The sequence below is a fragment of the Mycobacterium asiaticum DSM 44297 genome, from assembly GCF_000613245.1.
GTDB lineage: Bacteria > Actinomycetota > Actinomycetes > Mycobacteriales > Mycobacteriaceae > Mycobacterium > Mycobacterium asiaticum.
The window spans coordinates 478,021-503,793 of the sequence record NZ_HG964936.1 but is presented as its reverse complement, the minus strand read 5'-3'; the positions used below and the strand labels follow the sequence as shown (position 1 = coordinate 503,793).

The 25,773-nt window shown below is 65.8% G+C and carries 23 protein-coding genes; 7 read left to right on the top strand and 16 right to left on the bottom strand.

Going from position 1 to position 25,773, the window contains the following annotated elements; all coding sequences use genetic code 11:
* Window positions 1-42: 42 nt before the first annotated feature.
* From fadD1 to BN972_RS02385, 8 genes are read right to left on the bottom strand one after another with little or no spacing between them, the layout of a single operon-like run.
* Complete coding sequence (fadD1, locus tag BN972_RS02420; protein ID WP_036352484.1) at window positions 43-1,620, bottom strand: fatty-acid--CoA ligase FadD1; 1,578 nt, start codon at window positions 1,618-1,620, stop codon at window positions 43-45.
* Window positions 1,613-2,020: a Zn-ribbon domain-containing OB-fold protein gene (locus BN972_RS02415; RefSeq protein WP_036352480.1), complete on the bottom strand. Its 408-nt coding sequence runs from the start codon at window positions 2,018-2,020 to the stop codon at window positions 1,613-1,615. The genes fadD1 and BN972_RS02415 overlap by 8 nt, the downstream gene beginning before the upstream one ends.
* A gap of 1 nt (window position 2,021) precedes the next feature.
* On the bottom strand, window positions 2,022-3,224 hold the full coding sequence (locus BN972_RS02410) for a thiolase family protein (protein WP_036352477.1): 1,203 nt from the start codon (window positions 3,222-3,224) through the stop codon (window positions 2,022-2,024).
* Window positions 3,221-3,649 carry a MaoC/PaaZ C-terminal domain-containing protein gene (locus tag BN972_RS02405; RefSeq protein ID WP_036352474.1) on the bottom strand — a complete coding sequence of 143 codons (429 nt, stop codon included), beginning with the start codon at window positions 3,647-3,649 and terminating at the stop codon, window positions 3,221-3,223. Before BN972_RS02405 ends, BN972_RS02410 begins: the two co-directional genes overlap by 4 nt.
* On the bottom strand, window positions 3,646-4,149 hold the full coding sequence (locus BN972_RS02400; RefSeq protein WP_036352471.1) for a MaoC family dehydratase: 504 nt from the start codon (window positions 4,147-4,149) through the stop codon (window positions 3,646-3,648). Before BN972_RS02400 ends, BN972_RS02405 begins: the two co-directional genes overlap by 4 nt.
* Window positions 4,146-5,222 carry an acyl-CoA dehydrogenase family protein gene (locus BN972_RS02395; RefSeq protein ID WP_036352468.1) on the bottom strand — a complete coding sequence of 359 codons (1,077 nt, stop codon included), beginning with the start codon at window positions 5,220-5,222 and terminating at the stop codon, window positions 4,146-4,148. The genes BN972_RS02400 and BN972_RS02395 overlap by 4 nt, the downstream gene beginning before the upstream one ends.
* A gap of 4 nt (window positions 5,223-5,226) precedes the next feature.
* Window positions 5,227-6,405 (bottom strand): acyl-CoA dehydrogenase family protein, encoded by a 1,179-nt coding sequence (locus BN972_RS02390; protein ID WP_036352465.1) that lies wholly within the window; start codon window positions 6,403-6,405, stop codon window positions 5,227-5,229.
* Between the two features lie 15 nt (window positions 6,406-6,420).
* Window positions 6,421-7,803 carry a cytochrome P450 gene (locus tag BN972_RS02385; RefSeq protein ID WP_036352463.1) on the bottom strand — a complete coding sequence of 461 codons (1,383 nt, stop codon included), beginning with the start codon at window positions 7,801-7,803 and terminating at the stop codon, window positions 6,421-6,423.
* A 254-nt stretch (window positions 7,804-8,057) separates the two neighbouring features.
* Between BN972_RS02385 and BN972_RS02380 the strand changes: the two genes are divergently transcribed.
* The gene (locus BN972_RS02380; protein ID WP_036352460.1) at window positions 8,058-9,287 is read left to right on the top strand and encodes a cytochrome P450; all 1,230 of its coding nucleotides are present in this window, start codon (window positions 8,058-8,060) and stop codon (window positions 9,285-9,287) included.
* An 8-nt stretch (window positions 9,288-9,295) separates the two neighbouring features.
* Here the strand turns inward: BN972_RS02380 and BN972_RS02375 are convergent, their stop codons facing one another.
* Both BN972_RS02375 and BN972_RS02370 read right to left on the bottom strand, forming a co-directional pair.
* On the bottom strand, window positions 9,296-10,105 hold the full coding sequence (locus BN972_RS02375; protein ID WP_036352457.1) for an SDR family NAD(P)-dependent oxidoreductase: 810 nt from the start codon (window positions 10,103-10,105) through the stop codon (window positions 9,296-9,298).
* Window positions 10,102-10,797 carry a hypothetical protein gene (locus BN972_RS02370; protein WP_036352454.1) on the bottom strand — a complete coding sequence of 232 codons (696 nt, stop codon included), beginning with the start codon at window positions 10,795-10,797 and terminating at the stop codon, window positions 10,102-10,104. The genes BN972_RS02375 and BN972_RS02370 overlap by 4 nt, the downstream gene beginning before the upstream one ends.
* 124 nt (window positions 10,798-10,921) lie before the next feature.
* On the opposite strand from BN972_RS02370, the gene BN972_RS02365 reads away from it, so the two are divergent.
* Window positions 10,922-11,587, top strand: coding sequence for a TetR/AcrR family transcriptional regulator (locus BN972_RS02365; RefSeq protein WP_036356312.1), 666 nt, complete (start codon window positions 10,922-10,924; stop codon window positions 11,585-11,587).
* A gap of 9 nt (window positions 11,588-11,596) precedes the next feature.
* Here BN972_RS02365 and BN972_RS02360 read toward each other — a convergent pair whose 3' ends face one another.
* Window positions 11,597-13,036, bottom strand: a complete 1,440-nt coding sequence (locus BN972_RS02360; protein ID WP_036352451.1) for an amidase — start codon at window positions 13,034-13,036, stop codon at window positions 11,597-11,599.
* Window positions 13,033-16,368 (bottom strand): helix-turn-helix transcriptional regulator, encoded by a 3,336-nt coding sequence (locus tag BN972_RS02355; protein WP_235192350.1) that lies wholly within the window; start codon window positions 16,366-16,368, stop codon window positions 13,033-13,035. Before BN972_RS02355 ends, BN972_RS02360 begins: the two co-directional genes overlap by 4 nt.
* 147 nt (window positions 16,369-16,515) lie before the next feature.
* On the opposite strand from BN972_RS02355, the gene BN972_RS02350 reads away from it, so the two are divergent.
* A complete protein-coding gene (locus BN972_RS02350) occupies window positions 16,516-17,865 on the top strand; it encodes a hypothetical protein (protein WP_051544972.1) in 1,350 nt (449 codons plus the stop codon).
* Here the strand turns inward: BN972_RS02350 and BN972_RS02345 are convergent.
* Entirely contained in the window at window positions 17,844-18,785 is a 942-nt protein-coding gene (locus BN972_RS02345; RefSeq protein WP_036352446.1) for a carbohydrate kinase family protein, read from the bottom strand. The two genes, BN972_RS02350 and BN972_RS02345, sit on opposite strands and share 22 nt — an antisense overlap.
* A gap of 86 nt (window positions 18,786-18,871) precedes the next feature.
* Here BN972_RS02345 and BN972_RS02340 point away from each other — a divergent pair, with 86 nt between their 5' ends.
* Entirely contained in the window at window positions 18,872-19,579 is a 708-nt protein-coding gene (locus BN972_RS02340) for an SDR family NAD(P)-dependent oxidoreductase (protein WP_036352443.1), read from the top strand.
* Entirely contained in the window at window positions 19,566-19,931 is a 366-nt protein-coding gene (locus BN972_RS02335) for a YybH family protein (protein ID WP_167659552.1), read from the top strand. Before BN972_RS02340 ends, BN972_RS02335 begins: the two co-directional genes overlap by 14 nt.
* 3 nt (window positions 19,932-19,934) lie before the next feature.
* Here BN972_RS02335 and BN972_RS28025 read toward each other — a convergent pair whose 3' ends face one another.
* Together BN972_RS28025 and ligD are read right to left on the bottom strand one after the other, a co-directional pair.
* The gene (locus BN972_RS28025; RefSeq protein WP_065140859.1) at window positions 19,935-20,231 is read right to left on the bottom strand and encodes a hypothetical protein; all 297 of its coding nucleotides are present in this window, start codon (window positions 20,229-20,231) and stop codon (window positions 19,935-19,937) included.
* A gap of 9 nt (window positions 20,232-20,240) precedes the next feature.
* The gene (ligD, locus tag BN972_RS02325; RefSeq protein ID WP_036352437.1) at window positions 20,241-21,200 is read right to left on the bottom strand and encodes a non-homologous end-joining DNA ligase; all 960 of its coding nucleotides are present in this window, start codon (window positions 21,198-21,200) and stop codon (window positions 20,241-20,243) included.
* Between the two features lie 357 nt (window positions 21,201-21,557).
* Here ligD and BN972_RS02320 point away from each other — a divergent pair, with 357 nt between their 5' ends.
* Both BN972_RS02320 and BN972_RS02315 read left to right on the top strand, forming a co-directional pair.
* The gene (locus BN972_RS02320) at window positions 21,558-22,361 is read left to right on the top strand and encodes a mycofactocin-coupled SDR family oxidoreductase (RefSeq protein WP_036352434.1); all 804 of its coding nucleotides are present in this window, start codon (window positions 21,558-21,560) and stop codon (window positions 22,359-22,361) included.
* Window positions 22,362-22,395: 34 nt separating this feature from the next.
* Complete coding sequence (locus BN972_RS02315; RefSeq protein WP_036352431.1) at window positions 22,396-23,964, top strand: long-chain-fatty-acid--CoA ligase; 1,569 nt, start codon at window positions 22,396-22,398, stop codon at window positions 23,962-23,964.
* Between the two features lie 162 nt (window positions 23,965-24,126).
* On the opposite strand, the gene BN972_RS02310 is transcribed toward BN972_RS02315, so the two are convergent.
* Complete coding sequence (locus BN972_RS02310) at window positions 24,127-25,671, bottom strand: flavin-containing monooxygenase (protein WP_200869692.1); 1,545 nt, start codon at window positions 25,669-25,671, stop codon at window positions 24,127-24,129.
* Between the last annotated feature and the right edge of the window lie 102 nt (window positions 25,672-25,773).

The window sequence follows — 25,773 nt, the reverse complement described above, 5'->3', positions numbered from 1 at the left end:
CGTGTCGCTGTACATCTGCGCACGCTCGCGGCCGGCGACGGCCTAACCGTCGACCGGCGCGTACTCCCACCCACGGCCCGCGCGTACCCACAGCACACCTCCGCCGGCGCTGACACCGTCCGAAATGAGCTCGCGTTTGAGAATCTTGTTCGTCGCGGTTCGCGGCAAAGCCACATTGATGCGGACGTAGCGCGGGCACGCCTTTGGCGACAAGTCGGGCTGAGCGGCCAGAAAATCACCGAACTGCTTGGGCGTCAACGTCCCTCCGCTGTTGAGCACCAGTGCCGCCATCACCTGATCGCCGACGCTCTGGTCGGGGACGGCGTAGACCGCGACGTGGTTGACCGCTGGCAGGCGTTGCAGGATCCGCTCGATGGGACCGGCCGCGAGATTCTCCCCGTCCACCCGCATCCAGTCCGCGGTCCGGCCCGCCAGGTAGATCCAGCCATCGGTATCGCGGTAAGCCAGATCGCCCGACCAGTACATGCCGTTGCGCATCCGCTCCCGCGTTGCGGCGGGATCGTTGTAATAACCGGTGAAGCCGCCGGCGCCGTAAGTGTTCACCAGTTCGCCGACGGCTGCGTCGAAGTTGATCAGGGCACCATGCTCGTCGAAAACCGCTGACGCGCATTCCGCCCCGGTCTCGGGGTGGTACACGCTGACACCGGGGTAACCCTTCCCGATGGACCCGCGCGGGGTGCCGTCCTCGCGCATCACGACGACGGCGAACTCACTGGAGCCAAAGCTGTCCACCACCCGGCAGCCGAATCGTCGGGCGAAGTCGTCGATGTCGCGCTCGGTGGCTTCGTTGCCGAACGCCGCACGCAAGGTGTTGTCGGCGTCGTCGGATCGTTCCGGGGTGGCCAGGACGAGCGCCAACGGCTTGCCGACGTAATTCATGTACGTCACGCCGTAGCGGCGGATGTCGGAGAGGAATCGCGACGGCGAGAACTTGGCCGGCACCATCGTCGAGCCCGCCGAGATCGCCACCGCCCAGCCGGCCGCGATCCCATTGGAGTGGAACAGCGGCATCGCCAGGTAGCAGACATCGGCGGAGGTGAGTTCGAAGCGCTGCACCAGACTCGCCCCGCACATCACCGCCATCGCGTGGGCGAACCGCACCGCCTTGGGATCACCGCTGGTGCCGGAGGTGAAGATCATGGTGACCGGATCGGCCCCGGTAGCCTCGCGCGGCACCAAGGGGCCCGCCGACGCCACCGCGTCACGGTAGGCATTGCCATTGATGTCCAGGACCGGAACGTCGCCCAGCTCAAGCCCCTCGAGCAACCAGATGTGCTCGGTGTCGGCGAGCACCAATTGGCAATCCGCCCTTCGGATGTCGGCGGCAAGCCCGGCGCCCCGGCGGGTGGTGTTGATGCCGCACAGCACATAGCCGCCCAGTGCGGCCGCCGCCAGGGAGCGCAGCATCGCCGGCGAATTGCCAAGCAGGGCACCGACATGGAGTGGCTGTGCCGGGTCGATGAGGGACAGCAGCGCCGATGCCTCTGCCGACGCCTCGCCGAGGTGTTCGCGCCAAGTCCAGGCCCGGTCACCGTGCCGCACGGCCACGGTGTCATCCTGCGCACGGGCGCGCAACAGCTGCTGAACCGTCTCAAACATCGGCCGGCCGATACCGGAGCAACGTGATGTCATCGACGTCGCAGAACACCGGCACCACCCGCATTCCGATGCGGATGTCGTCGGGTGCGACGTCCACCAACTCGGTGCTGACGCGCGGGCCGGCGTTCCATTCGACGACGGCCGGCAGCTGCGGCAGGTGATCGGACCACGGCGGTCCGGTAGGGCGTCGCGCGACGGTGTAGGTGTACAACGTTCCGGCGCCGTCGATTTCGCGCCACTCCAGGTCGTCCGCGAAGGTTCCCGGCGTCAGCGTCCGCGGATAGAAGACGTACTTCCCCGCCGAAGGCGAATACTGGATCAGGATCCGGTGCTCGCGCAGCGCATCCCAGAACGGCTGGGACACCGGCGTCGGCTCGGGCAGCGGTCGTTGATCGCTCATCTCAGTCACCTCCTAAAACCAAGGCCACTTGTTCGCTCATGATGCCGCCGGTGCCGGTGACGAACGCGGTGTTGCAGTCACGGACCTGGGCCTCACGGGCACGACCCATGATCTGGCGGGCGGCGTCGGCCACGTGGTGCATGCCCCCGGCCATCCCGGCCTGGCCGTAGGAGAGCTGTCCGCCGGCGGTGTTGAGTGGGAAATCACCCCGAAATGTCAAGTCACGCTGGGTCAACCACGACATGCCCATGCCTTTACCGCAGAACCCCGCGTCTTCCAGTGTCATCAGCACGGTAATGGTGTAACAGTCATAGATTGATGCCATGTCGATGTCGGAGCGTTCCAGGCCCGACATCGCAAACGCCGTGTCGGCGGCGCGGGCGATTGGCGTGTGCAGCAGGTCGTCGGCGTAGGTGGGGGTTTTGAACCGGATGTGTTCACCAAATCCCCTGATCCACACGGGTCGATGGCGGGCACGTCGCGCAACCTCGGCGTTGCCGATCAGGACAGCGGTGCCACCTTGCACCCGCATCACCGTCTCCAGCATGTGGATCGGGTCGGCGATGACCGGGCTGTTCAGCACGTCGTCGACGGTGATGGGTCTGCCGTAGAACACCGCGCCGGGGTGAGCGCAGGCGTTGACCCGCTGTTGCACCGCAATACTTGCCAAAGCTGCTGCTTCGTAGCCGTATTCAGCCGCATAGCGCTGCGCGATCTGCGCGTAGGGCGCGTTCTGGCCGACGTTACCGTAGGGGATCTCGAACTCGGCCTGCGGTGAACCGTAGTTGTTGCTCGACGCCCCGTACCATCCCAGCGTGTGTCCGGGCCGCCGCTCCGAGCGAGGGATTTCCAATGATCCGGGCACGACCGCCAGCACGGCAGCACAGATTCCGAGTTCAACCGCGGCTGCTGCCCGCCACACCATGCCGGCTGCGGTTGCCCCGCCCAAGTCCACTCGGTCGCCGAAGTCAAGTGGAATACCTAAGTATTCGGACAGCGTGGCGGGCGCGAACATGTCGGATTCCGCGATGCCGTGCGTCGACAAGCCGTTTACCACAGCGGGATCCACACCGGCATCCTCGATCACCAGTTTGGCGAGCAGGGCGTACTGATCGAGGGTGAACGACGGCGGTCGGCTCTGGCGCCGTTCGGCCGGCAGTTCCGCGATGCCGATGATGGCGGCTTCACCGCGCAGACCGGTCATGTCGTGTCCCGATGAGGCAGTGCGACGGTAGCGATGCCCGGCATCAACACGTCCGCACCCCGACGGCAGAAGATCTCTAAGTCGACCAGATCCGGTGCTCGTTTGCCGGTGACCACGCCACCGAACGTGAGTTCCTCACCGGGGTAGGCGATCGCGCGGTTCTGCACCGAGAATCTCACCAGACGCCCCGCGCCGCCGATCCAATCGGTGAGCGACCGGGACAGCAGCGCGGCCTGCAGCGGACCCTGCACGAGCACGTTCTCGTAGCGCTCCACATCCCGCGCCCAGTCCTTGTCGTAGTGGATCCGGTGTCCGTTGTAGGTCGCGGCACTGAAGAAGAACATCTGGGTTTCGGTCACGGTGACGGTCAAAGGTGTTACCGCATCGCCGTTTTCGACGTCTTCGAAGAAGACCTGTCCAGTCATGCGGGCCTGGCAATCATGGACGTGGTTGCTTCGGCGACCAAGTCGCGGTGTTGGTTGCGGTATTCGCCGCGCCAGGTCACCAGCACGAATCGCCCCGAACGGCCTTCCTTCTCCACGATCGACTCGACCGTACGTGTCATCTCGATCTGGTCGCGGTGGTAGGCGGGTAGGTGGAATGTGGTGTTTTCGCCGCCGGCCATGCGCCGCGGGGCCCGGGGAAAGGCGAGGCTGCCGGTCACCGCCCCGGACGATCCATCCGGCCGCAGATCGCCTAGCGTACTGACGCCCAGGATCGCGTATTGCAGGAACAGCGGCGGGCAGATGACGTCCCGATATCCGTGCGCCCGGGCATAGTCCGGGTCGAACCACAGGGGGTTGTGGTCGTCGACCGCTGCGGCCCAACGCTGCCAGTCGCGCTGGTTCACCTCGCCGCTGGCGGTCGCGACGACGGTGCCGATCCGGGCCGCGGATTCGGGATCTATCAGGCTCTCGGTGCTCACTGTCCGTCGCTCCAATCCATCTCTGCGTCAAGCCAGGTGGCCGCGACATCTGCGCCGCCGCCCAGGGTGGCCAGCATGCGGGCGCGCTCAGAAAACAGGTGCAGGTCGGTGTCCACCACGTAGCCCATGCCGCCATGTAACTGGTGGGCCTCCAGGGTGATCTGCTTGACCGCCGCGGCGTGCATCCTGGCGATGGCGGTCGCGCGGGTGGCGGTCTCGCCGCGGCCGAGCCAGAACGCTGCCGAATGCGCCGCAAGCCGGGCCGCCGACAGCGCGATGTGCATATCGGCCACCAGGTGCTGGGCGGCTTGAAACGAAGCGATCGGCCTGCCGAACTGCTCCCGCATTTTGATGTAGTCGACCGTGCGCTGCAGCACGGCCTCGCCCACCCCCACCAGATCCAGGCTGAGCAGCGCGGTCGCCGCGTTCGCCACGCGGCGCAGCTCCCGCTCGGACAGCCCCGCTGGGCCGCCGAGGACGCGGCGGGGATCATTGACCAGCACGTCGTTGAAGGTGACCGTGAACGCGCGGTGTCCACCCATCATGGTCAGCGGTTCCGTGGCGATTGCAGCACCGTCGACAACGAAACCGACTATGCCGGAGTCTGTTTCGGCGGCGACGACAACCACATCGGCCTCGTCGGCACCGATGACGAAATCGGCCACCCCGCTCAATCGCCAAGCATCGGTCTCCTTGACGGCACGCACGGTAGGCGTCAGCACCGCCGCATCCCGCGGACTCCACAGCGCGGTGGCGCCTCGCACAGTTCCCGCCGCCAGCGCTGGCAGCCAGGCCTGCCGCACTTCCGGGGCGCCCAACCAATTGATGGCAAGCGCCGCCTGCAGTGTGCTGTGCACCGCCAACGGACACCGCGCCCGGCCAGCTTCGAGGCAGAAGATGGCGAGATCGGTCAACTCGCCGTCCGATCCGCCACATCCCTCTTCGATCGTCAACCCGAGCACTCCCGACTTGGCGAGCGTCTGCCACCAAGCCGGCGCGGAGTGGTCTTCGGCCAACAGGCTTCGAAACATGGCGGCGAGGTCGTGGTGGTCCCGGGTCGGCAGCAGTCGCATCCCATCACCGCCCGTAGGATGGCATGCCGTGCCCGCGCTGGGCGATCACATCCCGCAACACTTCGTTTGTCCCGCCACCGAAGCGCATCAGCGGTGACACGCGATAGAGGCGTTCGAAGAATCCGCCCAGTGGTGCCCCGATGGTGCGATGCGCCAACAAACCGTCGGGCCCCAGCAGGTCGATCGCCAAATCCGCTATGCGCTGGCGTAATTCGCTGGTGAAAATCTTTTCGACACTGACTTCGACCGATGGGATGCGTCCGCTGTCCAGGATGGACGCGGCTTCGTATCCCATCAGTTTTGCGACCTCGACATCGGCCTCGGCCTGGGCGAGCCGCCGCCGAAAGACGGTGTCGTGGACGGGCACCGACCCGTCCCGCCGCGGCTTGGACGCCAGCGTCAGCAGGTCGTCGAGCGCGCGCCGCAGGTCACCCGCGTTGGTCAGGGCTCCGCGCTCGAGGTCCAGCGCTCCGGTGATGTACGTCCAGCCTTTGTTGACCTCGCCGATCAAGTTGCCGACCGGCACCCGCACGTCGTCGAAAAAGGTCTCGTTGGTGCGGTAGCCCGACCACGCGTACAGGGGACGGATCTCGATGCCGGGCGAGTCGATGGGCACCATGATCACCGAAATTCCCCGATGGCGCGCCGCGTCCGGATCGGTGCGGACACACAACCACTCGTGCGTACAGCGCTGTGCGCCGCTGTTCCAGATCTTGGACCCCGTGATCACCCATTCGTCGCCGTCGCGTACCGCGCGCGTGCGCAGACTGGCCAGGTCGGTGCCGGCATTCGGCTCGGAATAGCCTACCGCGCAGACAATTTCGCCCTTGGCGATGGGCGGCAGAAATTCTTTCTTGTTCCCTTCGGTGCCGTGCCGCATGATCATCGGGGCTACCGAGGTGACCGTGAGGTCCGGGCCAGGGACGCCCCAATACTCGAACTCGCTCATCAGCAGGTGCTGGTGGATGGCGGTCAGCCCGAGGCCACCATACTCACGGGGCCAGTTCAGCCCGAACCAGCCCCGCTCGCCGATCTTGCGGCGGAATGCCGATAGCTCGCCGCCCTGAAATTCGAGACCATGCTCGGCCAACTCGGCGCGCAGGGCGGGGGTGACGTTGTCCCGGAGAAACTGGCGTACCTCGGCCAGCCAGGCCCGTTGCTCATCGTCGAGCGCGAAGTCCACAACGCGACAGTAGTACTAGGTCGTCTGATGCGCGGCCGGGCACGCGACGGATTTTGTCTCGGGTGGCATATTTCTGACCGCCCGGACTTTCCCCCGGGCGCCGCGATGCGGAATGAAGATGACGTGCTTGAGCTTCTGCCGTTCGCCGGGAGCCGTGGTGGTCTCGAAGTCGGCGCGACGCAGGATTTCCCGCAGCACTACCCGCATCTCGACCATCGCGAAAGTGGCGCCAAGACAACGACGATTGCCGCCGCCGAAGGGCAGCCACGTGGTGGGGGTCAGCGTAGCGCCGACCATTCGATCGGGGTCAAAGCGCTCCGGGTCGGGATAGACCTCGGGGCTCGCGTGCACCAAGCCCATGCCGGGGGCCACCATGGTGCCCGCGGGCAGCCGGTAACCGGCCAGCTCAACCGGCTCGGTCAGGACTCGGCCCACGTCGAACACCACCGGCCGGATCCGCAGCGTCTCCTTGGCCACCGCGTCGAGGTACTCGTCGCCGGCCGGATCTCCCTCTGCGCTCGCGTGCGCCGCACGCACCGCCTTGGCCAGCACCGCCGGGTGTCGGGTTAGCCGCTCCAGCGCCCAGGACAGCGCGGTGGCGGTGGTGTCGTGTCCGGCCACCAGAAGAGTCAGCAACTGATCCCGCAGTTCGCGGTCGCTCATCGGCCGGTCGGCACGCACCAGCATCGCCAGCGTGTCGGTCCGGTTGGCCAGGTCGGGGTCGGCGCGGCGGTCGGCGATCTCGGCGTAGAGCAGCTCGTCGGCGGCGGCGATGCGTCGTCGCAGCGCGCGCCACGGCCGCCGCTGCTGCAGCTTCGGGTTGGCGATCGCGAGGGTTTCCCACGGACCGACCTTGAGCAGCTGCGGCATGATCTCGCGTAGCGCCGCCAGCCGCGCCGGGTCGGTGGCGCCGACCACCGTCCGCAGGATCACCTCCAAGGTGATCTCAGACATCTTGGGCAACAACGAGAATGGTGTACCTACCGGCCAGCAGGCAACGTTGGCCGCGGCGATCTCGGCCATCACCGCAGCTTGCCGCGCGACAGCGTCGCGGTGAAAGGGCGGCAGCATCAGCCGGCGGCGTTCACGATGCACGTCCTCGTCGATGACCAGCAGCGAACTGTCCCCCAGCAGCCCGGCCAGCATCTTGTTCGCTTCCCCGGCGTGGTAGACGCGGGGATCACCGGCGAACACCGTCTTGATGTCGGCCGGGTCACCCAGATACACCATGTCGCCCAGGAACGCGATGCGAAGAGCGAACACGCTGCCGTAGCGGCGTCGGCAAGCCGCCACGGCCTTCGCTCCGTGGCCCATCACCAGCGCTGCCAGCACCCAGCCGGGCAGTCGCGGGCCTGGGGGCAGCGCTGCGGAGGCGGCCGTGGATGTATGGGTGGGCATGACTCGATCGTCGACGCCTGGGTCCACCGGGTCAAATTTCCCCGTGGCGCGAACGTGCGCAGAGGTACGGCGACACGCCGCCAGTCCTGGCAATCTGTGAACCCTCGGCGGCATCCCAGCCGCGCAGCAATGACGCCCGGCCATACGGACAGACAATTCCGTATGGCGACATCGCCTCCGGCTGGCAACGGTCGTTGACACTGCCTTCCGCTGGCCATACATTCGTGGCAGCTTCGTCTGCATAGGAGGCCACTATGGTGGTCGGGATTGCGCCCAAAAACATCTTCGATGCCGATCTGCCGACGCTCGCCTATGACCCGGTGGAAACCCCGGCCGCTATCTATCCCCGCATCCAGGAGGCGCGGCGGCAAGCACCGGTCGCTTTGGGCCCGTTCGGACCGGAGGTGCTCTCGTATCAGCTGGTCCGATCGGTGTTGCGCGACAACCGGTTTCGGATCCCGCCCGGCTTGAATCTGGTGGTGCAGGGCATCACTTCGGGCCCCTTGTGGGAGAAGGTGATGAACAGCTTGCTGTGCGTGGAGGGCGATGCGCACCACCGGCTACGCAGCCTGACATCGAAGGCATTCACGCCAAGGGCCACGCTGCGCCTGCACGACACGATGGTCGCCGTGATGGACGAATTGGTCGACCGGGTTGCCGACGCCGGCCGTTGCGACGTCGTCACGGATCTCGCACGCCCATATCCGGTGCCGATCATCTGCGCGCTGCTGGGCGCGCCCCGCGAGGATTGGCAACAGTTTTCGCGCTGGGCCGACGAGATCTTCAAGGCCTTCAGCTTCATCGACGGCGTAGCCGCGATCGAGCCGGACGTCATGCGGGCCTGGGGAGAGCTCGACGACTATGTCGACGAGATGGTGGCCCGGCGCCGGCACAGCCTCACCGATGACTTGCTTTCCGACCTGATCCGCGCCGAAGACGACGGCGACCGCTTGAGTCCGGCCGAATTGCGCATGCTTGCCGGCGGCCTGCTGTTGGCCGGAACCGACACCACCCGCAATCAACTGGCCGCGTCGGTGCAGGTGCTGTGCGAGCACCCCGAGCAGTGGGCACTGCTGCAGCGGCGGCCCGAGCTGGCGATGAGCGCGGTTGAGGAGACCATGCGTCACTCGCCGATCGCGTGCGGAACCCTTCGCATGGTGGCCGAGGACGCCGAGCTGGACGGTTACCTCTTCCCGGCGGGCACTACGGTGCTGGCCAATACCGCTGCGGCCAACCGGGATCCGGCGATCTATGACGAGCCGGAGCGTGTCGACATCACCCGGCATGGGAGCCCGGCGATCCTGACGTTCGGCGGTGGGATCCACTACTGCCTCGGCGCCAACCTGGCCCGGCGCGAGCTTGCCGAGGCGCTCACGGTGCTCACGGGCCGAATGCAGAATCCGCGATTGTCAGGGCCGGTTCCCTGGAAGCCGATGGTGAGCCTGAGCGGTCCGATCAGCTTGCCGATCGAATTCGACTGCTAGCCAGGCGGTCACTGCCCGATCCGGTCAAGATAGTTTCGCCGTCGCTGTTCGTCGTAGTGCCCCGGCGGGCGGCGCAACGTGGCGAGCTGTTTCAGGCGTTGCAACAACGGCTCGGGCGCAGCCTCCTCGAGCACGCCGACGGCCGCCAGCCAGCGCGGCACGGTCACTTCGCGCAAGGTGGATCGCGCGCTGTCGGCAACGACCCGGGCGATCTGTTCGGGCCGGCGGGTCGGCAGGAGGTCGAGTGAGACCCCGGCGGTGAGCTCGGTATGCACGGCGGTAGGCAGTACCGTTGTGATAGTTACTGCGGTCCCTGCGATTTCGGCACGGACTGCCCGTGACAGCGCCGTGACCGCATACTTGGTAGCGCAATAGACCGCTATTCCCGGTGTAGTGACCTTCGCCGCCATCGACGCGATATTTACGATGTGGCCGTAGTCACGGGCCAGCATGCCCGGCAGAAACTCGTGCATGCCGTTGATGACACCGACGAAATTCACCGCGACCTCACGATGGAAAAGGTTTAGCTTCTGATCAACGAACGGACCCATGTACTGGATGCCGGCATTGTTCACCAGCATCGCGGGCGGGCCCAGATCTCGTGCCACAGAATGAAAGTCAGCAACACTTGCGGGATCGGTGACATCGAGGTGAGCAGCAAGCGCACCGATCGGTGCCGCCGCGCGTTCGGCTTCGGCCAGATCCAGATCGCCCATCAGGACTCGCGCTCCCCTGCGGGCCAGTTCCGTGGCCGTCGCCAACCCGATACCCCGCGCACCGCCGGTGACGCAGACCACGGCGCCCTTGAGGTTGATCACGACACTGCGCCCTCATCGCTGAATTCCCGCAAGGCGAAGTATGCGATGAGGCGAATCTCGCCGCTGCGCATTGTCAAGAGCGCGCGGCCCAGGAACAGTCCCGGAAGCAGTTCGACGATCTCGTCCCGGGTGCGTTTGATCGGGAAGGTGCGAACGCTGGGATTCCGGTATTCCTCGACGCCGTAGTCCAGCGCACGGATCTTGATGAACGGCTCCACGGCGGCGGTGTCGATGCGGTGGGTGAAGTGAAATCCCTTGGCCTCGCGTCCGATTCGCCGCAGCCCCCGATAGCCCGGGGCGATGATCGGCATCGCGGCCCATGCAATTGGCGCCAGTCTGTTGAACCCCGTCCCGGCGGCCAGGTTGAAGGTCTTTCCCCGCCAGGTCGGATTGATCTTCAGCAGCGGGTTTGCCAGATGCGCTTCGGGGATGCCGAACAGCTTGCCGACGATCAGTCCCTCGAGCGCGCCGTCAGGTCCCGCTGGGGCCGTCCCCTGGGCGAAGATCGCCGCAAGCTGGTCGCGCCGCCCTCGTTGCCCCAAGTCGCGCAGATAATCCCAGCCCTGGCGGCGGGCGAGGGCCGGCGATCCCTTGACTGATTCACGCAGTTCGGCCAGCACCGATGCATCGGCCCGGACGGGTCGGTCCGTGTCCCGGCCGCCTCGGGTGGTCGTCGCCGAAGTGCGTGTCATAGCCGCCACTCTCCTTTTGGTACGAATTCGTGCCACACTGATTCTGGTACGAAACCGTGCCGGATACGTGCCGGGTTGTCAAGGCACTCGCATCTGCGAGCTGGAAAGGTGCGACGATCGAGTGGTGTCCGAGGTCCCGCAACGCAGCTATGGGGGCCAGTCGGCCGAGCAGCGCCGATTGCAGCGCCGCGGGCGGTTGATCGACGCGGCCCTGGACGTGATGGCCGGCGAGGAGTGGCGCGCGGTGACGGTCGACAAGCTGTGCGCCGCGGCCGGGCTCAACAAGCGATATTTCTACGAGAACTTCGACGGCCTCGATGCCGTGGCAGCCGCCGCAGTCGACGAAATTGCTGGGGAGGTGGGTGCGGCGACGTTGGCCGCGGCAGTCGGTGCGGCGGCCGGCCCGATCGAGGAACAGGCACGCGCCGCCGTGCAGGCTGTGGTTCAGACGTTGATCAGCGATCCGCGGCGGGCGCGGGCGCTGCTGGGCGGTACCGCCACATCACCGGCGCTACATGAACATCGCAACAACGTAATGCGCGGTCTGACAACGATTCTCGTCGCGCATGCACGGACAATCCACGGCGTGGAGTTGGAATCCGATCCACTGGCCCAGGTGGCTCCAGCATTCATCATCGGCGGCACCGCACAGGCGATCCTCTCCTTCGTGGACGGAAAGACCGATGTCTCACTGGACGACCTGGTGCAGAGTTTAACGACGCTGTGGCTGGTCACGGGCAACGGCGCGGCCGACGTCGCGCGAGCCCGGTTCAACGGTGAGCGCAAGTGAACGGGGCGGTCAGGCCGTCGGGCGGTACCCCGCCCACGGATGCGCCGACTCGAGTTGCGCGGCAATGCGAATCAGCACGTCCTCCCTGCCGTAGGCAGCGGCGAGTTGAACACCGATCGGTAGGCCGTCGGCATTGCGATGCACGGGAAGGCTGATCGCCGGCTGCCCACTCATGTTGAACGGTGGTGTGAACGCCGCGAACTCACCGCCGCGGCGCATCGGCGCCGTAGGGTGTTCCGGGTTGTTCTCGAACTCCACCAACGGAATTGGCGGCTCGGAAACCGTCGGGGTGAGCAACAGGTCCCAACCGTCGGCCCACCACTGCTGCAGCGCACGCCGGAACGCGTACACCGCGTTCTCGGCCGCGGCATAGTCAACGGCACTCACGTGCCGCGCCCGCTCGATAAGCACCCAGTTCACCGGTTCGATGTCCGCGGCGGTCACCTCGCGGCCCAGCGTCGCGCTGAAGCCCCGCGCCGCCATTGCCAGCTGCGTAGCCCACAACGCCATGAACTTCTGCTGCAACGTCGTATCGGCCAGACACGGCGGCCACGCAGGCTCGACGATGTGCCCGAGACTTTCCAGCATTGACGCGGCGGATTGCACCGCGTCGACGCAATCCTGATGGACGAAGCCGCCGCGCGGGTGGAAGTCGAGTAGTCCGATGCGCAGCCGGCCAGGTTCGGCACCGACCTCGTCGAGGTAGGGCCGAAGCGGCGCGGGCGCGATGACGGTGTCGCCGACACCGGGTCCGCGCACCGCGTCCAGCAGTCCCGCCGTGTCGCGTACGGTGCGGCTCACGCACAGCTCCACTCCCAGACCCACCTCGGCGCGTAGCGGGCCGACGGTGATCCGGCCCTGGCTCGGCTTGAGCCCCACCAGACCGCAGCACGACGCCGGGATCCGGATGCTGCCGCCGCCGTCGGAGGCATTGGCGAACGGGACCATCCCGACGGCCACCGCTGCGGCCGCCCCGCCACTGGAGCCGCCCGGGGTGCGGTCCAGATCCCATGGGTTGCGGGTGGGTCCCCAGGCCAGCGGCTGCGTGGTGGGCAGGCTGCCCATCTCGGGACTGTTCGTCCGCCCGGCGATGACGAGTCCGGCCGCTTTGAACCGGGACACCAGGGTGGTGTCGGTGGTGTCGATTCGGCCCGCGTCTTTGAGTGCGACGTTGCCGTTGGACATCGTCTGGCCGGCGAAGCTGGTGTAGAGGTCCTTCAGCAGAAAGGGCACGCCGCGGAACGGGCCGTCGGGCAGGGCGGGGTCGGCCGCCACCGACCGGGCGTGCTCGAACCATTCGATGACGACCGCGTTCAGCGCCGGGTTCGACTGTTCGATGCGTTCGATCGCCGCGTCCATCAACTCGCTGGGCGTCACCTCGCCCCGGGCGACGAGCGCCGCCTGGTCGGTGGCGTCCATCCAGCGTGTTTGTTCGGCAAGGCCCGTCATGGCTTTTGGTCTACCACGACGCCTGATCGGGCATGGCGCGCCGCCTCCTGAACGAGTTGCACCCGAGAGGCCAGTCCCACCTTGGTGTAGATGTGGGTGAGGTGGCTTTCCACCGTCCGCAATGAGATGAAAAGCTTTGCCGCGATTGCCTTGTTGGATAATCCGTCACTCACCAATTCGACGACGGCGCGCTCGGTGGGTGTGAGCGATCCCCAGCCGCTGCTCGGTCGCTTCCGTTGACCTCGGCCTCGTTGGGCGTAGGCGATCGACTCCTCGGCGGACAGCGCGGCACCCGCACCCCACGCTTCCTCGAAGCCTGTGTCGCCCAGAGCCTCTCGCAGACGTGCCAGCACATCGTCATGGTCGCCGTCATAGGACTTGAACCGAACCGAGCCCATCCGCTGCCGCAACTCTTCGGCGGCCCCCAACAACCGGGCGGCATCCGGATGACGGCCAGCGCCGAGGGCCAAAGTCGCCAGTAGCTCCAACAAGTCGGGAACGGCTAGGAGCACATCTAGGCTGACCGCCAAAGCCAGCGCTTCGTGCACGTCCCGGTCCGCCTTTTCAAATTCGCCAGCTGCGATCGCAACTCGTGCCCGAGTTACCAACGACAGCGCTCGATGCCAGCCCCGGCTCTGGGCGACGGCATCGTCGGCCTGTGTACGCGCAGTGTGCAGTTCATTCTGGGCCAGTGCAGCCTCCGCGAGTAAGTAGAGGTACATCTGCTGGTGAAAGCGGTTGACCTGCAGTTCCTCCCAGGCCGCAGCGCTTGCCGATTCAAGGTCGCCCACGGCACCTGCAGCCAGGGCCGCCTGAGCATGCACACCGTGGGCATTGCCCAGCCAGAGACCACCGAGATCGGTGATCACCCGCATCGGTGCGCTCAGAACAAGCCGCGCGGCCGGAATATCGCCGCGGTAGGACAGCGCCAGACCGCCGAAGATCGTGGCCAAAGCCCACGAAAGTGCATCCTGGGTCGCCTGCGCGTCGATTTCGATCTCGCGCAGTCGGGATGTGGCGCCGACCACATCGCCGTTGACCAATTGCGCCCAGGACAGCCAGATGCCGCAGTACCGAAGGGTGAATTCATCGCCGCTCTCGGCCGCCATTCGGTGCCCCTCGCTGGCCAATTGCCGCACAGTCGTCGGATCCCCGGCCAGGAACGCAAAGCTTGCTTGCCAACCGAGCACCTGACCAAGGGTCCACGTATCCCCCAAGGAGCGCGCCAAGCTGATCGTCTCGTCAAAGTAGTCTTGTTTCGCTTCGCCCTGACTGGCGGCCATGACGGCACAGGCGGTGAGGGCCCGCACCAGCAGAGCTGGGTCGCCGATCTCACGAGCCATCGCCACGGCCTGCTCGGCCCAGTCACCGCCATCGGTACCGACAGCCCAGGTATGCAGTACGGCCTTGTCGGCTAAAGCGCGCGACACCGCGGACGGAGATACTGCGCCGGAGTGGCTTTCGGAGAGTGCGACATCGAACCAGCCCATCAAAGCCTCTTGAATGCGACCACGAACCACCCAGAGCGGGGCGAGGAGGGACGCCATTCGCAAAGCGGTTTCGGTATCTCCGCTGTCGAGACTCCAGCTGAACGCAGCCCGCAGATTGTCGATCTCCGCTTCGGCCAGCGCGATGTACCGCCCGTCGCTTGCTCGGGCTGGGTCGTCGAGTGCACCCGCGATGGCCAGGTAATGGTCACGGTGCCGGGCGCGCACATCCTCACCTTCCCCGGACTCACCCAGCTTCTCCAGCGCATATTGACGCACGGTCTCCAGCAATCGATAACGCGTTGCATCACTTGAACTTTCGACGACAACCAGCGACTTGTCCGCCAACAGAGTGACTTGATCCAGTACCTGATAGCGCTCGATGTCACTGCCCCCGGCGACCGCCCGCGCCGCCGCCAGGTCGAAGCCGCCGACGAACACGGCGAGCCGGCGAAACAGCACCTGTTCCGCTTGGGTCAGCAGGGCGTGCGACCAATCGACCGACGCGCGAAGAGTCTGCTGGCGCCGGACCGCTGTGCGGGTGGTGCCGGTGAGCAGACGAAAGCGATCGTGCAGGCTGTCGCGAATCTCCTCGACCGATAGCGCGCGCACCCGGGCCGCGGCAAGCTCGATTGCCAGGGGCATACCGTCGAGCCGCCGGCAGATCTCGCTGACCGCGACACTGTCCGCGCCGACCACGAAATCCGGCCGGACCAGGCGTGCACGGTCGACGAACAATTCGATCGCCTCATCGTTCAGCGACAGCGACGGCACCCGCCATGTAGCCTCCCCCGCGACGCCGATGGGCTCCCGGCTGGTGATCAGCAGACGCAACCCGGCGCAACCACCGAGCAGCGCCTCGACGGCAGCCGCCGTCGCATCCAGGAGATGCTCACAGTTGTCCAGGACAACAAGCATCTCCCGGTCGCCGATGAAGGCAAGCAGCGTCTCCTTGGTCGAGCGACTGGGTTGGTCGGGCAGACCCAAAGCGCGCGCCACCGCGATCATTAAGATGTCCGGTTCAGCGATCGGCGCCAGGTCGACGAACCACACTCCGCCGTCGAATTGATCGGCCATCGAAGCCGCAGCCTCTACCGCGAGCCGCGTCTTGCCTACGCCGCCGGCACCCGTCAACGTCACCAGCCGACCACCACATAGCGCCTCTCGTACTTCGCCGAGTTGCTCCGCACGGCCCACGAAGGTGGTCAGCTGGACCGGCAGATTATGAGCAGCAACACTTTTCACTGTTCGCAAGGGCGCGAATTCGTTGTTCAGATCCGGATGGCACAGCTGCAGCACGCGTTCCGGGCGCGGCAGGTCGCGCAGTTGATAGGTCCCCAACTCCGCCAGCCACGCGTCGGCGGGCAAGTTGTCGACGACCATCGCCTCAGTCGCACTCGACAGCACAGTCTGACCCCCGTGTGCCAGGTCCCGCAGCCGGCCGGTGCGGTTGATGGCAGATCCGATATAGCTCGCCTCGCCACTGTTCGGATCGCGCAGCTGGACATCGCCGGTGTGCAGACCGATGCGCAGCCGGATTGGCGAGAGGTCGGCACGTTGCAGGGCGAGTGCACAGGCCACCGCATCGCCGGCCCGGTTGAAAGCGACGACGAAGCTGTCGCCTTCGCCCTGGTCGATCGGGCGGACTCCGTGATGCGTGCTGACAAGATCGCTCAGGGTGCGGTCCAGCCGCGCGACGGCGGCCGCGGCCTCCTCGGGCCGGGTCTCCCAAAGCCGGGTGGAGCCTTCGATGTCGGCAAGTAGCAGCGTCACCGTCCCGGTCGGCAGCTCGTGCACGCCCACATCGCTCCAGTTCAACGTGTCCAGACGGGCTGTTGCGCTCATGTTATCCAGCATCTGCGCAACTACCACAGCAAAACATCAGTGCAAACTCTTAAGGATCGCAATTGCCGCGGCCGAGAATTGCCCGATTCGCCGTCCGCTACGAAGGCCTTTAGGCTCAATGGACACCACTCCGCGGGGGGAAATGCCATGAGAGTGCCTACCGGGCTGTTCGCGTCCAGACGCTTGCGCGCGCTGGCCGCCGCTTTTGGCTGCCTGGCCATTGCCTCTTGTGCCACCACCGCGACGGTGACTCCCCCCGCCGCCCACACCACGCAGACCACGATCAAACCGCCGCCCAACACCGTTGCGCCACCACCCCAGCACATCAGCGCGTTGGCCAAGGATTGGAAAACCTACGGCGAAACCGTCTACTTCGGGTGCCCGAGTGAATTCTCGGCCAGCAAATCCGCACTCGAAGACATTCGGCCGAAAATCCTGGACCCGAAATCCGCCGATTTGATCATGCCGGCGGTGCCCGCGGTGGCGGCCGGCGAAACCGTCACCGGCGCCATGTGCGCGCTGTCGAACAACGTCAGCGACATGAAGGTCGTGTACGTCGTCACCACCGTCAAACCCGGGAACGGGCCGCAACCCGGCCCGGCCAGGACCACCGCCTACGTGTTCGACCTGAAGTCCAGCCAGCCGCTGGCCACCAGGGACCTGCAACCGCCGAACCCCGAGCGCAAGCTGGCCCCCGCGAAGGACTGGCGACTCGCGCCGACCACAACCGGCGTCGCCTGGATCAACGCTTACACCGACGCCCGTGCAGCGGTGGCACCACCGAGGACGGTCGTCCTTTCCAACACCGATCTGGCCGAGCTGTGGACTGACCCCCAGCAGGGGCGGGTATGGCAGGACGTGCTGTCCTTCCAGCGCAGCACCGTGCCCGGCAGCACGGTGGGCGCGGAATTGCGCCTGCCCACCGGCGAACCCATCTATCAGGACAATGACATCGCCACCGTAGACGGCGAGTTGTCCGACGGGCCAGACAGATTGGTGCAGATCACCCATTGGGATTCACAGACGCCGCCGGTGATGTCCACCGAGTTTTTCGATCTGAGTACCCGGACCCTGATCAAAATCGGTGACAGCGAACGCATTTCCGGCGGCGGCCTGGTGGCGACGTTGTCGGACGGGAAGTTGTTCGTCGACGGCCGTGGCTCGGATACCTCGCAGTTCGGCTATGGCGTGTGGAATCTGCGCACCCAGCACTGGGATCTGCTGACCAACCGGGACGACGCCAAGAAACAGCCGATCTCGAAGCTGGCGTTCTTCGGTGACCACTTGTATGTCACCAACACCGGCGGCACGTTCTCGGTGCTCGCCCTGCCCAGCACCGACCCGGTCGCATCCACCTGGTCCGGTCGACCGTTCGGCCGGATAACGGGCTGGACGCTGGTCTGCCAGGGTGAGACGGCACCCGCCCAGCGGGGCGACTGCAAGGAAATCGTGTTGGTGCAGGACGCCGACGGCCGCTATCCCGGGCCCTGGTTCTGAGCGGCGAAATCGTCGACGACCGCAAGGTCGTACAGCCCGGCATCAGTGCCCAGGCCGCCGGCCACCTGCGCCGCCACCGCGCAACCCAGCCGCGCTGATTCGGCGAGATCACGCCCGATAGCTCGGCCAAGAAGGAATCCGGCGGAGAACGCGTCGCCGCATCCGGTGGTGTCGACGACGTCCACGGCGTAGGCCGGCACGGCGAAGGCGTCATCCGCGGTGACCACCAGTGCGCCCTCCCGCCCTCTGGTGACGGCGACACAACGCACGCCGGCGGCCAGCAGTTTCCGCGCGCCCGTTTCCAGGTCGGCTTCACCGGTGAACCCAAGAACCTGCTCGTCGTTGGGCAGCAGGTAGTCGGTGTGCGGAAAGGCCTCGCTGATCCAGGACAGCAAGCCCGGGTCGCCGGCGGCGAGGATGTCGATGGAAGTACTGCACCCGTTGTCCTTGGCGTGCCGCAGCAATGTTGCGGCCGCGGCCCCGCCCAGGAACTCGGGACCACCGAGATGCACATGGGTTCCGCCGGCGACCTCGTCGAGGTCGACCGCGTCGAGGCTGAAGGCGGCGTTGGCTCCGACGCAGTGCCATGCGGGGCGATCGCCGTTGGGCCGCACCGGAATCACCGACGCCGAGGTTTGGCTCCCCACGATCTGCACCAAACCGCTGACATCCACACCGTTGGACCCGAGCAACGACAACAGGATGTCGCCGAGCGGGTCGGCCCCGACGGCTCCATAGGAGCGGACGTGGGCCCCGAGGCGGCTCAGCACGACGGCGGTACCGCCCGCAGTGCCGGCCGGGGACACTTTGATCGTCTCGACCAGCTGACCGTCGGACCCCGCCGGAATCGAGGCGACCCCGACGATGTGCGTGTCGAGGACGTGGACGCCGACGACGGCGATGTCGGGCTGAGTCACCATGTGGTTCCATTCACTCTGGGCGGCCGGAATTCACCGCAGCCAAATGGTCGTTGACGAGTGCACCACAGTCAGAAGGGGTTCTGCCAATGAGTGAACGCGTCGCCATCATCACCGGCGCCTCGCAGGGGATCGGTGACGCACTCGTCACCGGTTACCGCGAACGCGGCTACGCCGTGGTGGCCAACTCACGCCGCATCAGTGAGACCAGCGATCCGCTGGTGCTCGCCGTACCGGGCGACGTGGCGCAGCCCGGGGTCGGCGGGCGCATCGTCACGACGGCGCTGGAGCGTTTCGGCCGGGTCGACACCGTGGTCAACAATGCCGGGATCTTCGTCCCGAAGCCGTTCACCGAGTACACCGACGCAGACTACGATGCGGTCACTGGGGTGAATCTGCGTGGCTTCTTTGAAGTTTCGCGCGCCGCTATCGCCGCTATGCTGTCCCGCGAGGGCGGCGGGCACGTCGTCAACATATCCACCAGTCTTGTCGACCACCCGAACTCCCAGGTTCCGTCGGCGTTGGCGTCCCTGACCAAGGGCGGACTCAACGCTGCGACCAAAGCGTTGGCGGTCGAATACGCGGACCGCGGCATCCGCGTCAACGCGGTCGCGCTGGGCAACATTCGCACACCGATGCATGACCCGTCGACGCACGACTTCCTAGCCCGGATGCATCCACTCGGACGACTCGGCGAGATCGGTGAGGTCGTCGACGCGGTGCTCTACTTGGAGGGCAACTCGTTCGTCACCGGGGAGATCCTGCACGTGGATGGAGGTCAAAGTGCCGGACACTGACGCAGCACAGGTGGTCCGTGCGGTGATGGACCGCTGGAAGGCCAACATCGACGCCCACGAACCGCAGCGGGTTGCCGAGCTGTTCACCGATGATGCCATCTTTCAGGGTCTGCGGCCGTACAGCGTTGGGCCGCAAGGCGTTGCTGCGTACTACGACTCGCAAGCGCTCGGCATGACGGTGTCCTACGACATCCTGGAAACCCGCCCGAGGGCCGGCGGCGTGCTCGCATACCTGCACGCCGACTTCTCCTTCCCCGATCGACCGACGATCAGCGTGCGCATCGGCGTACTGATCACCGAGGGCGACGGCGGCGCAAAGATCGCGTACTACCAGGCTTCGCGAATCGAATAACCACTACTCGGACAACGACGGGTCGCCGTCCAGCACGAAGCCTTGCTTGCGCTGCAGGCGCTTGGCCACCGCCAGCGCGACACGGACGTCCGAGGGCGGTTTGTCGTTGTCTAGCGTTCCCTTGGTGATTGCCAGCGCGATCATGATGTCGGCGTAGGTGATGAACAACCCTGTCCAGAACGCCCACCGCATCTGTGGATCCGGCTGCGACGCAAAGAACATGATCAGGAAGATCGGCCCCACGATGCCGAAGATGAATATCGAGAGTTGAATTCCCAGGTACCGCTTGAACGTAGACACCGCTGCTCCTCAGTTCTCGCGCGCTCGTCGCGCCCGGGCACGTCGCTTTCCCTCATGCATCGCGGCCACCCGAGCGACCGGAATCGCGCGGCCTTGCTCAATCAGATCATGCGGCAGGCGTTGCGGCCCGGGCATCGACTCGGCCCAGGGGTCGCGGCTGCCGAGGGCGTCGATCGCCGAGTGCACGGTGAAGTCGGCGGGGCTCACCCGGTCCAGGTCGGACCAGTCCAACGGGAACGACACCGGAGTGCCGGAGCGCAATCGCGGGCTGTAGGCGGCGGCCACGGTGGCACCCCCCGCACGTGTCGCGTCGACGAATACCTTCCCCGCACGATCCTCGACGATAAACGCCGTCGTCGCCAACGCGGGGTCGAGCGCTTCGGCGCGAGCGGCGAGGGCCCGGGTCGCGGCCGCGACATCATCCACCGGCGCATGGTCATCGATCGGTACGAATACGTGAATACCTTTGGCGCCGCTGGTCTTAACCGCGCCATCCAAGCCGCAGTCCCGCAGCGCCCGGCGCACCAGATGCGCCACCTTAATCACTGCGGAAAAGCCGTTCTCGGCCGGCGGGTCGAGGTCGAGCACGAGGTGGGTGGGCCGATAGATGTTGTCCGCCAACCCCAACGCGGGGTGGTATTCGACGGCTCGCTGATTGGCGAGCCACAGCAGCGTCCGGCGGTCGTCACACACCGGGTAATGCACTTCGCGATGGGACGCCTCCGCCCAGATGACCACCGTTCGTACCCAGTCTGGGGTGTACTTAGGTGCGTTCTTCTGCATGAAGGGCGCGCGCCCGCGCAGCACCCGCAGCACGGTCAGCGGACGGTCAGCCAGTGCGGGCAGCATCCTGTCGGCCACCGCGTCCAGGTAGTCGATCAGGTCGCGCTTGGTGGCGCCGGCCTCGGGACTCAGCGGCTGGTCCAGGTTGGTCAGCTCTACTCCCGCCCGCTGCTCACCGGCGCCCATATGTAAAGCCTATGCGCACCGAACTGACAGCTTCGAACCACGCCGCAAGGACTATCGTGGTGTCTACATGCAGTCAGTTCGAAGGCAGGTGTGCGCCGTGAAGTTGTTGATGGCCGCAGTGTTGGCTGCGGCCGCGCTGACTATTGCCGGCCCGCCAGTCGCGCAAGCCGATCCGGTCGCTCCCGGCCCGCCCTGCCTGGACGCCGGCTGTCACGTGCCGCCTCCCCAAGCGGCACCCCCGCCAATCCGCGGAGTCCTGGGATGTGTCCGCGGGGCCTGCATCCCGAAGCCGCTCCCACCCCGAACGCGGCACTAGCCTCGCGAAGTGCTGACGCTTACCCGTTAACCTTGCGCGCTATGGGTGTCTTGGACGGACGGGTTGCACTGATCACCGGAGGGGCTCGCGGGCAGGGCCGGGCGCATGCATTGGCGCTGGCGGCCGAAGGCGCCGACATCGTCGCCGCCGACGCACCGGCACCGATGACCGGCCTGACCTATCCCCTCGGCACCGAGGACGACCTGCGCGAGACGGCCAAGTTAGTCGAAGAGCTGGGCCGGCGGTGCCTGCCGGTGGCCGTCGATGTGCGTGACTCGGCGCAGGTCAACGCCGTCGTCGAGCAGACCGTCAAAGACATGGGCAGCCTGGACATCGTGGTGGCCAACGCCGGCGTGGTCAGCACCGGACCGCTGGATCAGGTCAGCGATGAAATCTGGCGGCAACTGGTCGACACCAATCTGACCGGTGTCTTTCATACGCTGCGGGCCGTCATCCCGGTGATGCGGCGACAGCGGTTCGGCCGGGTCGTGGTGACCTCATCCATGGGCGGTCGGATGGGCATCCCTGAGCTCGCGGCCTACAACGCCACCAAGTGGGGCGTGATCGGATTGGCCAAGTCGGTCGCACTCGAGGTCGCCAAAGAGGGCGTCACCGTCAATGTCGTCTGCCCGACCACGACGCAGACACCGATGGTGCAACCCACGGGCGGTGACGACATCCCCGACGACTTGGTGCGGCGGATGATGAAGGCCAACCCGATCCCGCAACCGTGGCTGCAACCCGAGGACGTCAGCCGCGGCGTGGTCTACCTGGTCACCGACCCCGGGGTGGTGACCGGCAGCGTGTTGGAAATTGGTCTGGGCGGTAGCGCGCGGATCAACTGATGCCCTGTTCGATCGACAATGGAAGGCTCACGGCATGCCGGATCTAGCAGACCCACGCTTCCTCGACGAGCGCCTCGCCCATTGGGCCGCCACCAAGCCCGACGAGGAAGCCATCGACTACCTCGACCGCAACTGGACCTGGGCGCAGTGGAATGACCGGGTGCGCCGGTTGGCCGGCGCCCTCACCGAGCTCGGCGTACGGCGTGGGGATGTGGTGGCGTTTCTGGACAAGAACCATCCGGCCTGCGTCGAGCTGACGCTCGCCGCCGCGTCGCTGGGCGCGGCGAACGCCATCATCAATTTCCGGTTGGCGGCGGACGAACTCGACTATGTGCTCAACGATTCCGGCGCCAAGGTGTTGATCGTCGGATCCGAGCTGAAGCCGAACGTGGAGAAGGTGCGCGGGGCGCTCACCAACGTCGAGCACGTGTTCGAGGTCACCCCCGACGGAGCCGAGGGCGACCAGTACGAGGCGCTGCTGGCCGGGGCGAAACCGGTCGATCGTTCCCCGGATGTCGAACCGGACGACGTGTGCATCATCATGTACTCCTCCGGCACCACGGGGCGCCCGAAGGGCGTCGAGTTGACGCAGGCGAACATGATCGCGCACACGCTCAACGCACACGAGGGCTTCGATTTCGACCCCGGCGACAAGAGCATGGTGTCCATGCCGCTGTTCCACGTGGGCGGTTCGTCGTACGTGCAGTTCGGGATTCACGACGGGGTCCCGAGCGTGATGACCCGCGACGTCGACGGCATGACGTTGGCCGGGGCAATCCTGAAGGGCGCCAACCGGACGTTCCTGGTTCCGGCTGTGCTGGCCAAAGTGCTCGAGTCGGGTGAGGACGCCGTGAAACTATTCGGCGCGCTGAAGACGTATTCGTATGGCGCGTCGCCAATGCCACTGCCGCTGCTGCGCGCGGCGCTGAAAGCGTGGCCGAACACCGACTTCATCCAGGCCTACGGCCTGACCGAATTGTGCGGTGTGATCAGCCACCTGTTGCCGGAGGCGCATCGGGCGCAGGATCACCCGGAGCGGTTAAGCAGCGCGGGGACGCTGGTGCCCAACGCCGAGGTGCGAGTCGTCGACCCCTACACCTTGAAAGACGTGCCGACCGGTGAGCAGGGTGAATTGTGGTTCCGCTCACCGCAATTGATGAAGGGCTACCACAACAAGCCGGAGGCAACGGCCGAAGCCATCACCGAGGACGGGTGGTTCCGCACCGGCGATATCGGTCGCGTCGACGAAGACGGATACATCTTCGTGGAGGACCGGCTCAAGGACATGATCATCTCGGGCGGGGAGAACATCTACTCGATCGAGGTGGAGCGGGTCCTGGCCGAACATCCGGCGGTGATGGAGGTCGCCGTCATCGGGGTGCCGGACGAGAAGTGGGGTGAGGTCGTCAAAGCCGTTGTCGCGCTTGAGGGTGAGGTCACCGAGCAGGAGCTGATCGCGTTCACCCGGGAGCGACTGGCCGCCTACAAATGCCCCAAGACCATCGACATTGCTGACGCGCTGCCCCGCAACCCGACCGGCAAGATCCTCAAAAAGGATCTGCGCAAGCCGTATTGGGACGGCCGAGACCGCGCGACTGTGTGACTCTGCGGCCCGTCAACGGACGACGACGGGCGGTAAGGATCCACCGTCGTCGAGGATGCTTGGTTCCGGAATCGCGACGGCGACGACCAGTAACGCGACCCGGATGCATCAATCGCCTTTCGCCGAGTCCCCGGCACATCATGACAAGTCGGCGGCTGCTCGCTATCCGCCGTGCCCGCTGAGGGCGGGCGTCGCTTCAGCATCGGCGGCAGTTGACGTTTCGTAGGCGTCGATGTCGAACCGCTTGGTCTGCTTGCGGAATCGGAACGTGAAGTCCGGCCACAAGGTGGTGTTGTTGCCTTGAGCGTCCAGGTACCAACTGCCGCACCCACCAGTCATCCACACCGATCCGGCTAGCTTGCGCTGCAGCATGTCGTTGTAGTCATCGAGCACGTCCCGGCGCACCTCGATTCGGCTGATGCCACGGCGGGTCATGGTGTTGATGGCGTCGACAACGTAATTGAGTTGGGACTCGATCATGTAGACCATCGATGTGTGCCCTAAGCCGGTGTTCGGCCCAATCAGCACAAAAAGGTTAGGAAAGCCCGCGATCGTCGAACCCTTGTAGGCGCGCATGCCACCGTCCGCGAAGGTCTGGCTCAAACTCCGCCCGTCGCTACCGCAGATGGTGTCGAACATCGGTGAATCGGTGACCTGGAAACCCGTTGCGACGACCAGCGCGTCGACTTCGCGCCTAGTGCCGTCCTTCGTGATGATTGCGTTTCCGTCGATTTTGTCGATGCCGTCGGTGACCAGTTCGACGTGGTCACTGTCCAGGGCGCGGTACCAGTCGTTGGCGATCAGCATCCGCTTACATCCGATGCGGAAGTTCGGTGTGACTTTGCGCCGCAACTCTGGGTCCTTGATTTCAAAGCGAATCTTGGCGCGCGAAATCAACTCGAAGGGCTTCATCATCCTTGGGTACTTGGCCAACCCTACGACTTGGGTCTCGCGTGCCGCATAGATGCCGGCCCGGGCCAGCCGCAGCAATCCCGGGAACTTCCGGAACGCCCATTGTTCCGGTCGTGAGAAGGGACGGTCGAATCTGGGCAGGAGCCACGGCGCCGTGCGTTGATAGACGTCGATGTGCTCGACCTTGTCGACGATGGCCGGGACTATCTGGATCCCCGAGGCTCCGGTGCCGATCACCGCGACGCGCTTTCCGGTCAGATCAGCATCGTGGTTCCACTGTGCTGAGTGGAACAGCGTCCCGGCGAAGTCATCGATACCGGGAATGTCGGGCAGCTTAGGCTCGGCCAGGGCGCCGAATGCGCCGATCAATACCTCAGCGGTCATTGATCCTCGAGTGGTCGACAGTTCCCACTGCCTGTCCTCTTCCGACCAGACCGCTCTTTTGACGTGGCAGTTGAAGACGTGGCGATCCAGCACGCCCGCGTCCTTGGCGACCCCGCGGATGTACTCCTGGATCTCCGGCTGACTCGAGAACGATCGCGTCCAATTCGGGTTCAGAGCAAACGAATACGAGTACAAATGGGACGGCACGTCACACGCCGCGCCGGGATAGGTGTTGTCGCGCCAGGTACCGCCGACATCGTCACCGCGCTCCAGCACGATGAAGTCCTGGTGACCGGCCTCGCTGAGTTTTACAGCCGCGCCCAGTCCGGAGAACCCGCTGCCCACGATGGCGATCCGGGTATGGCTGGGCAGATCTGAGCGTGCCGCTTGCGTGCTGGAATTCGTCGTCACTGTAACCCTCCCGAAGGCCGTCCGACCGTACCTGACTTTCCGTAGGTACCCACCGGGAGACTCGGTTAAAAGGGCCTCACAGCAAACCCAACAAATTGGCGT

Coding starts and splice junctions, on each gene's coding strand:
- fadD1 (WP_036352484.1), bottom strand. CDS start 1,620: ATGTTTGAGACGGTTCAGCAGCTGTTGCGCGCCCGTGCGCAGGATGAC.
- BN972_RS02415 (WP_036352480.1), bottom strand. CDS start 2,020: ATGAGCGATCAACGACCGCTGCCCGAGCCGACGCCGGTGTCCCAGCCG.
- BN972_RS02410 (WP_036352477.1), bottom strand. CDS start 3,224: ATGACCGGTCTGCGCGGTGAAGCCGCCATCATCGGCATCGCGGAACTG.
- BN972_RS02405 (WP_036352474.1), bottom strand. CDS start 3,649: ATGACTGGACAGGTCTTCTTCGAAGACGTCGAAAACGGCGATGCGGTA.
- BN972_RS02395 (WP_036352468.1), bottom strand. CDS start 5,222: ATGCGACTGCTGCCGACCCGGGACCACCACGACCTCGCCGCCATGTTT.
- BN972_RS02385 (WP_036352463.1), bottom strand. CDS start 7,803: ATGCCCACCCATACATCCACGGCCGCCTCCGCAGCGCTGCCCCCAGGC.
- BN972_RS02380 (WP_036352460.1), top strand. CDS start 8,058: ATGGTGGTCGGGATTGCGCCCAAAAACATCTTCGATGCCGATCTGCCG.
- BN972_RS02370 (WP_036352454.1), bottom strand. CDS start 10,797: ATGACACGCACTTCGGCGACGACCACCCGAGGCGGCCGGGACACGGAC.
- BN972_RS02360 (WP_036352451.1), bottom strand. CDS start 13,036: ATGACGGGCCTTGCCGAACAAACACGCTGGATGGACGCCACCGACCAG.
- BN972_RS02355 (WP_235192350.1), bottom strand. CDS start 16,368: ATGAGCGCAACAGCCCGTCTGGACACGTTGAACTGGAGCGATGTGGGC.
- BN972_RS02350 (WP_051544972.1), top strand. CDS start 16,516: ATGAGAGTGCCTACCGGGCTGTTCGCGTCCAGACGCTTGCGCGCGCTG.
- BN972_RS02345 (WP_036352446.1), bottom strand. CDS start 18,785: ATGGTGACTCAGCCCGACATCGCCGTCGTCGGCGTCCACGTCCTCGAC.
- BN972_RS02340 (WP_036352443.1), top strand. CDS start 18,872: ATGAGTGAACGCGTCGCCATCATCACCGGCGCCTCGCAGGGGATCGGT.
- ligD (WP_036352437.1), bottom strand. CDS start 21,200: ATGGGCGCCGGTGAGCAGCGGGCGGGAGTAGAGCTGACCAACCTGGAC.
- BN972_RS02320 (WP_036352434.1), top strand. CDS start 21,558: ATGGGTGTCTTGGACGGACGGGTTGCACTGATCACCGGAGGGGCTCGC.
- BN972_RS02315 (WP_036352431.1), top strand. CDS start 22,396: ATGCCGGATCTAGCAGACCCACGCTTCCTCGACGAGCGCCTCGCCCAT.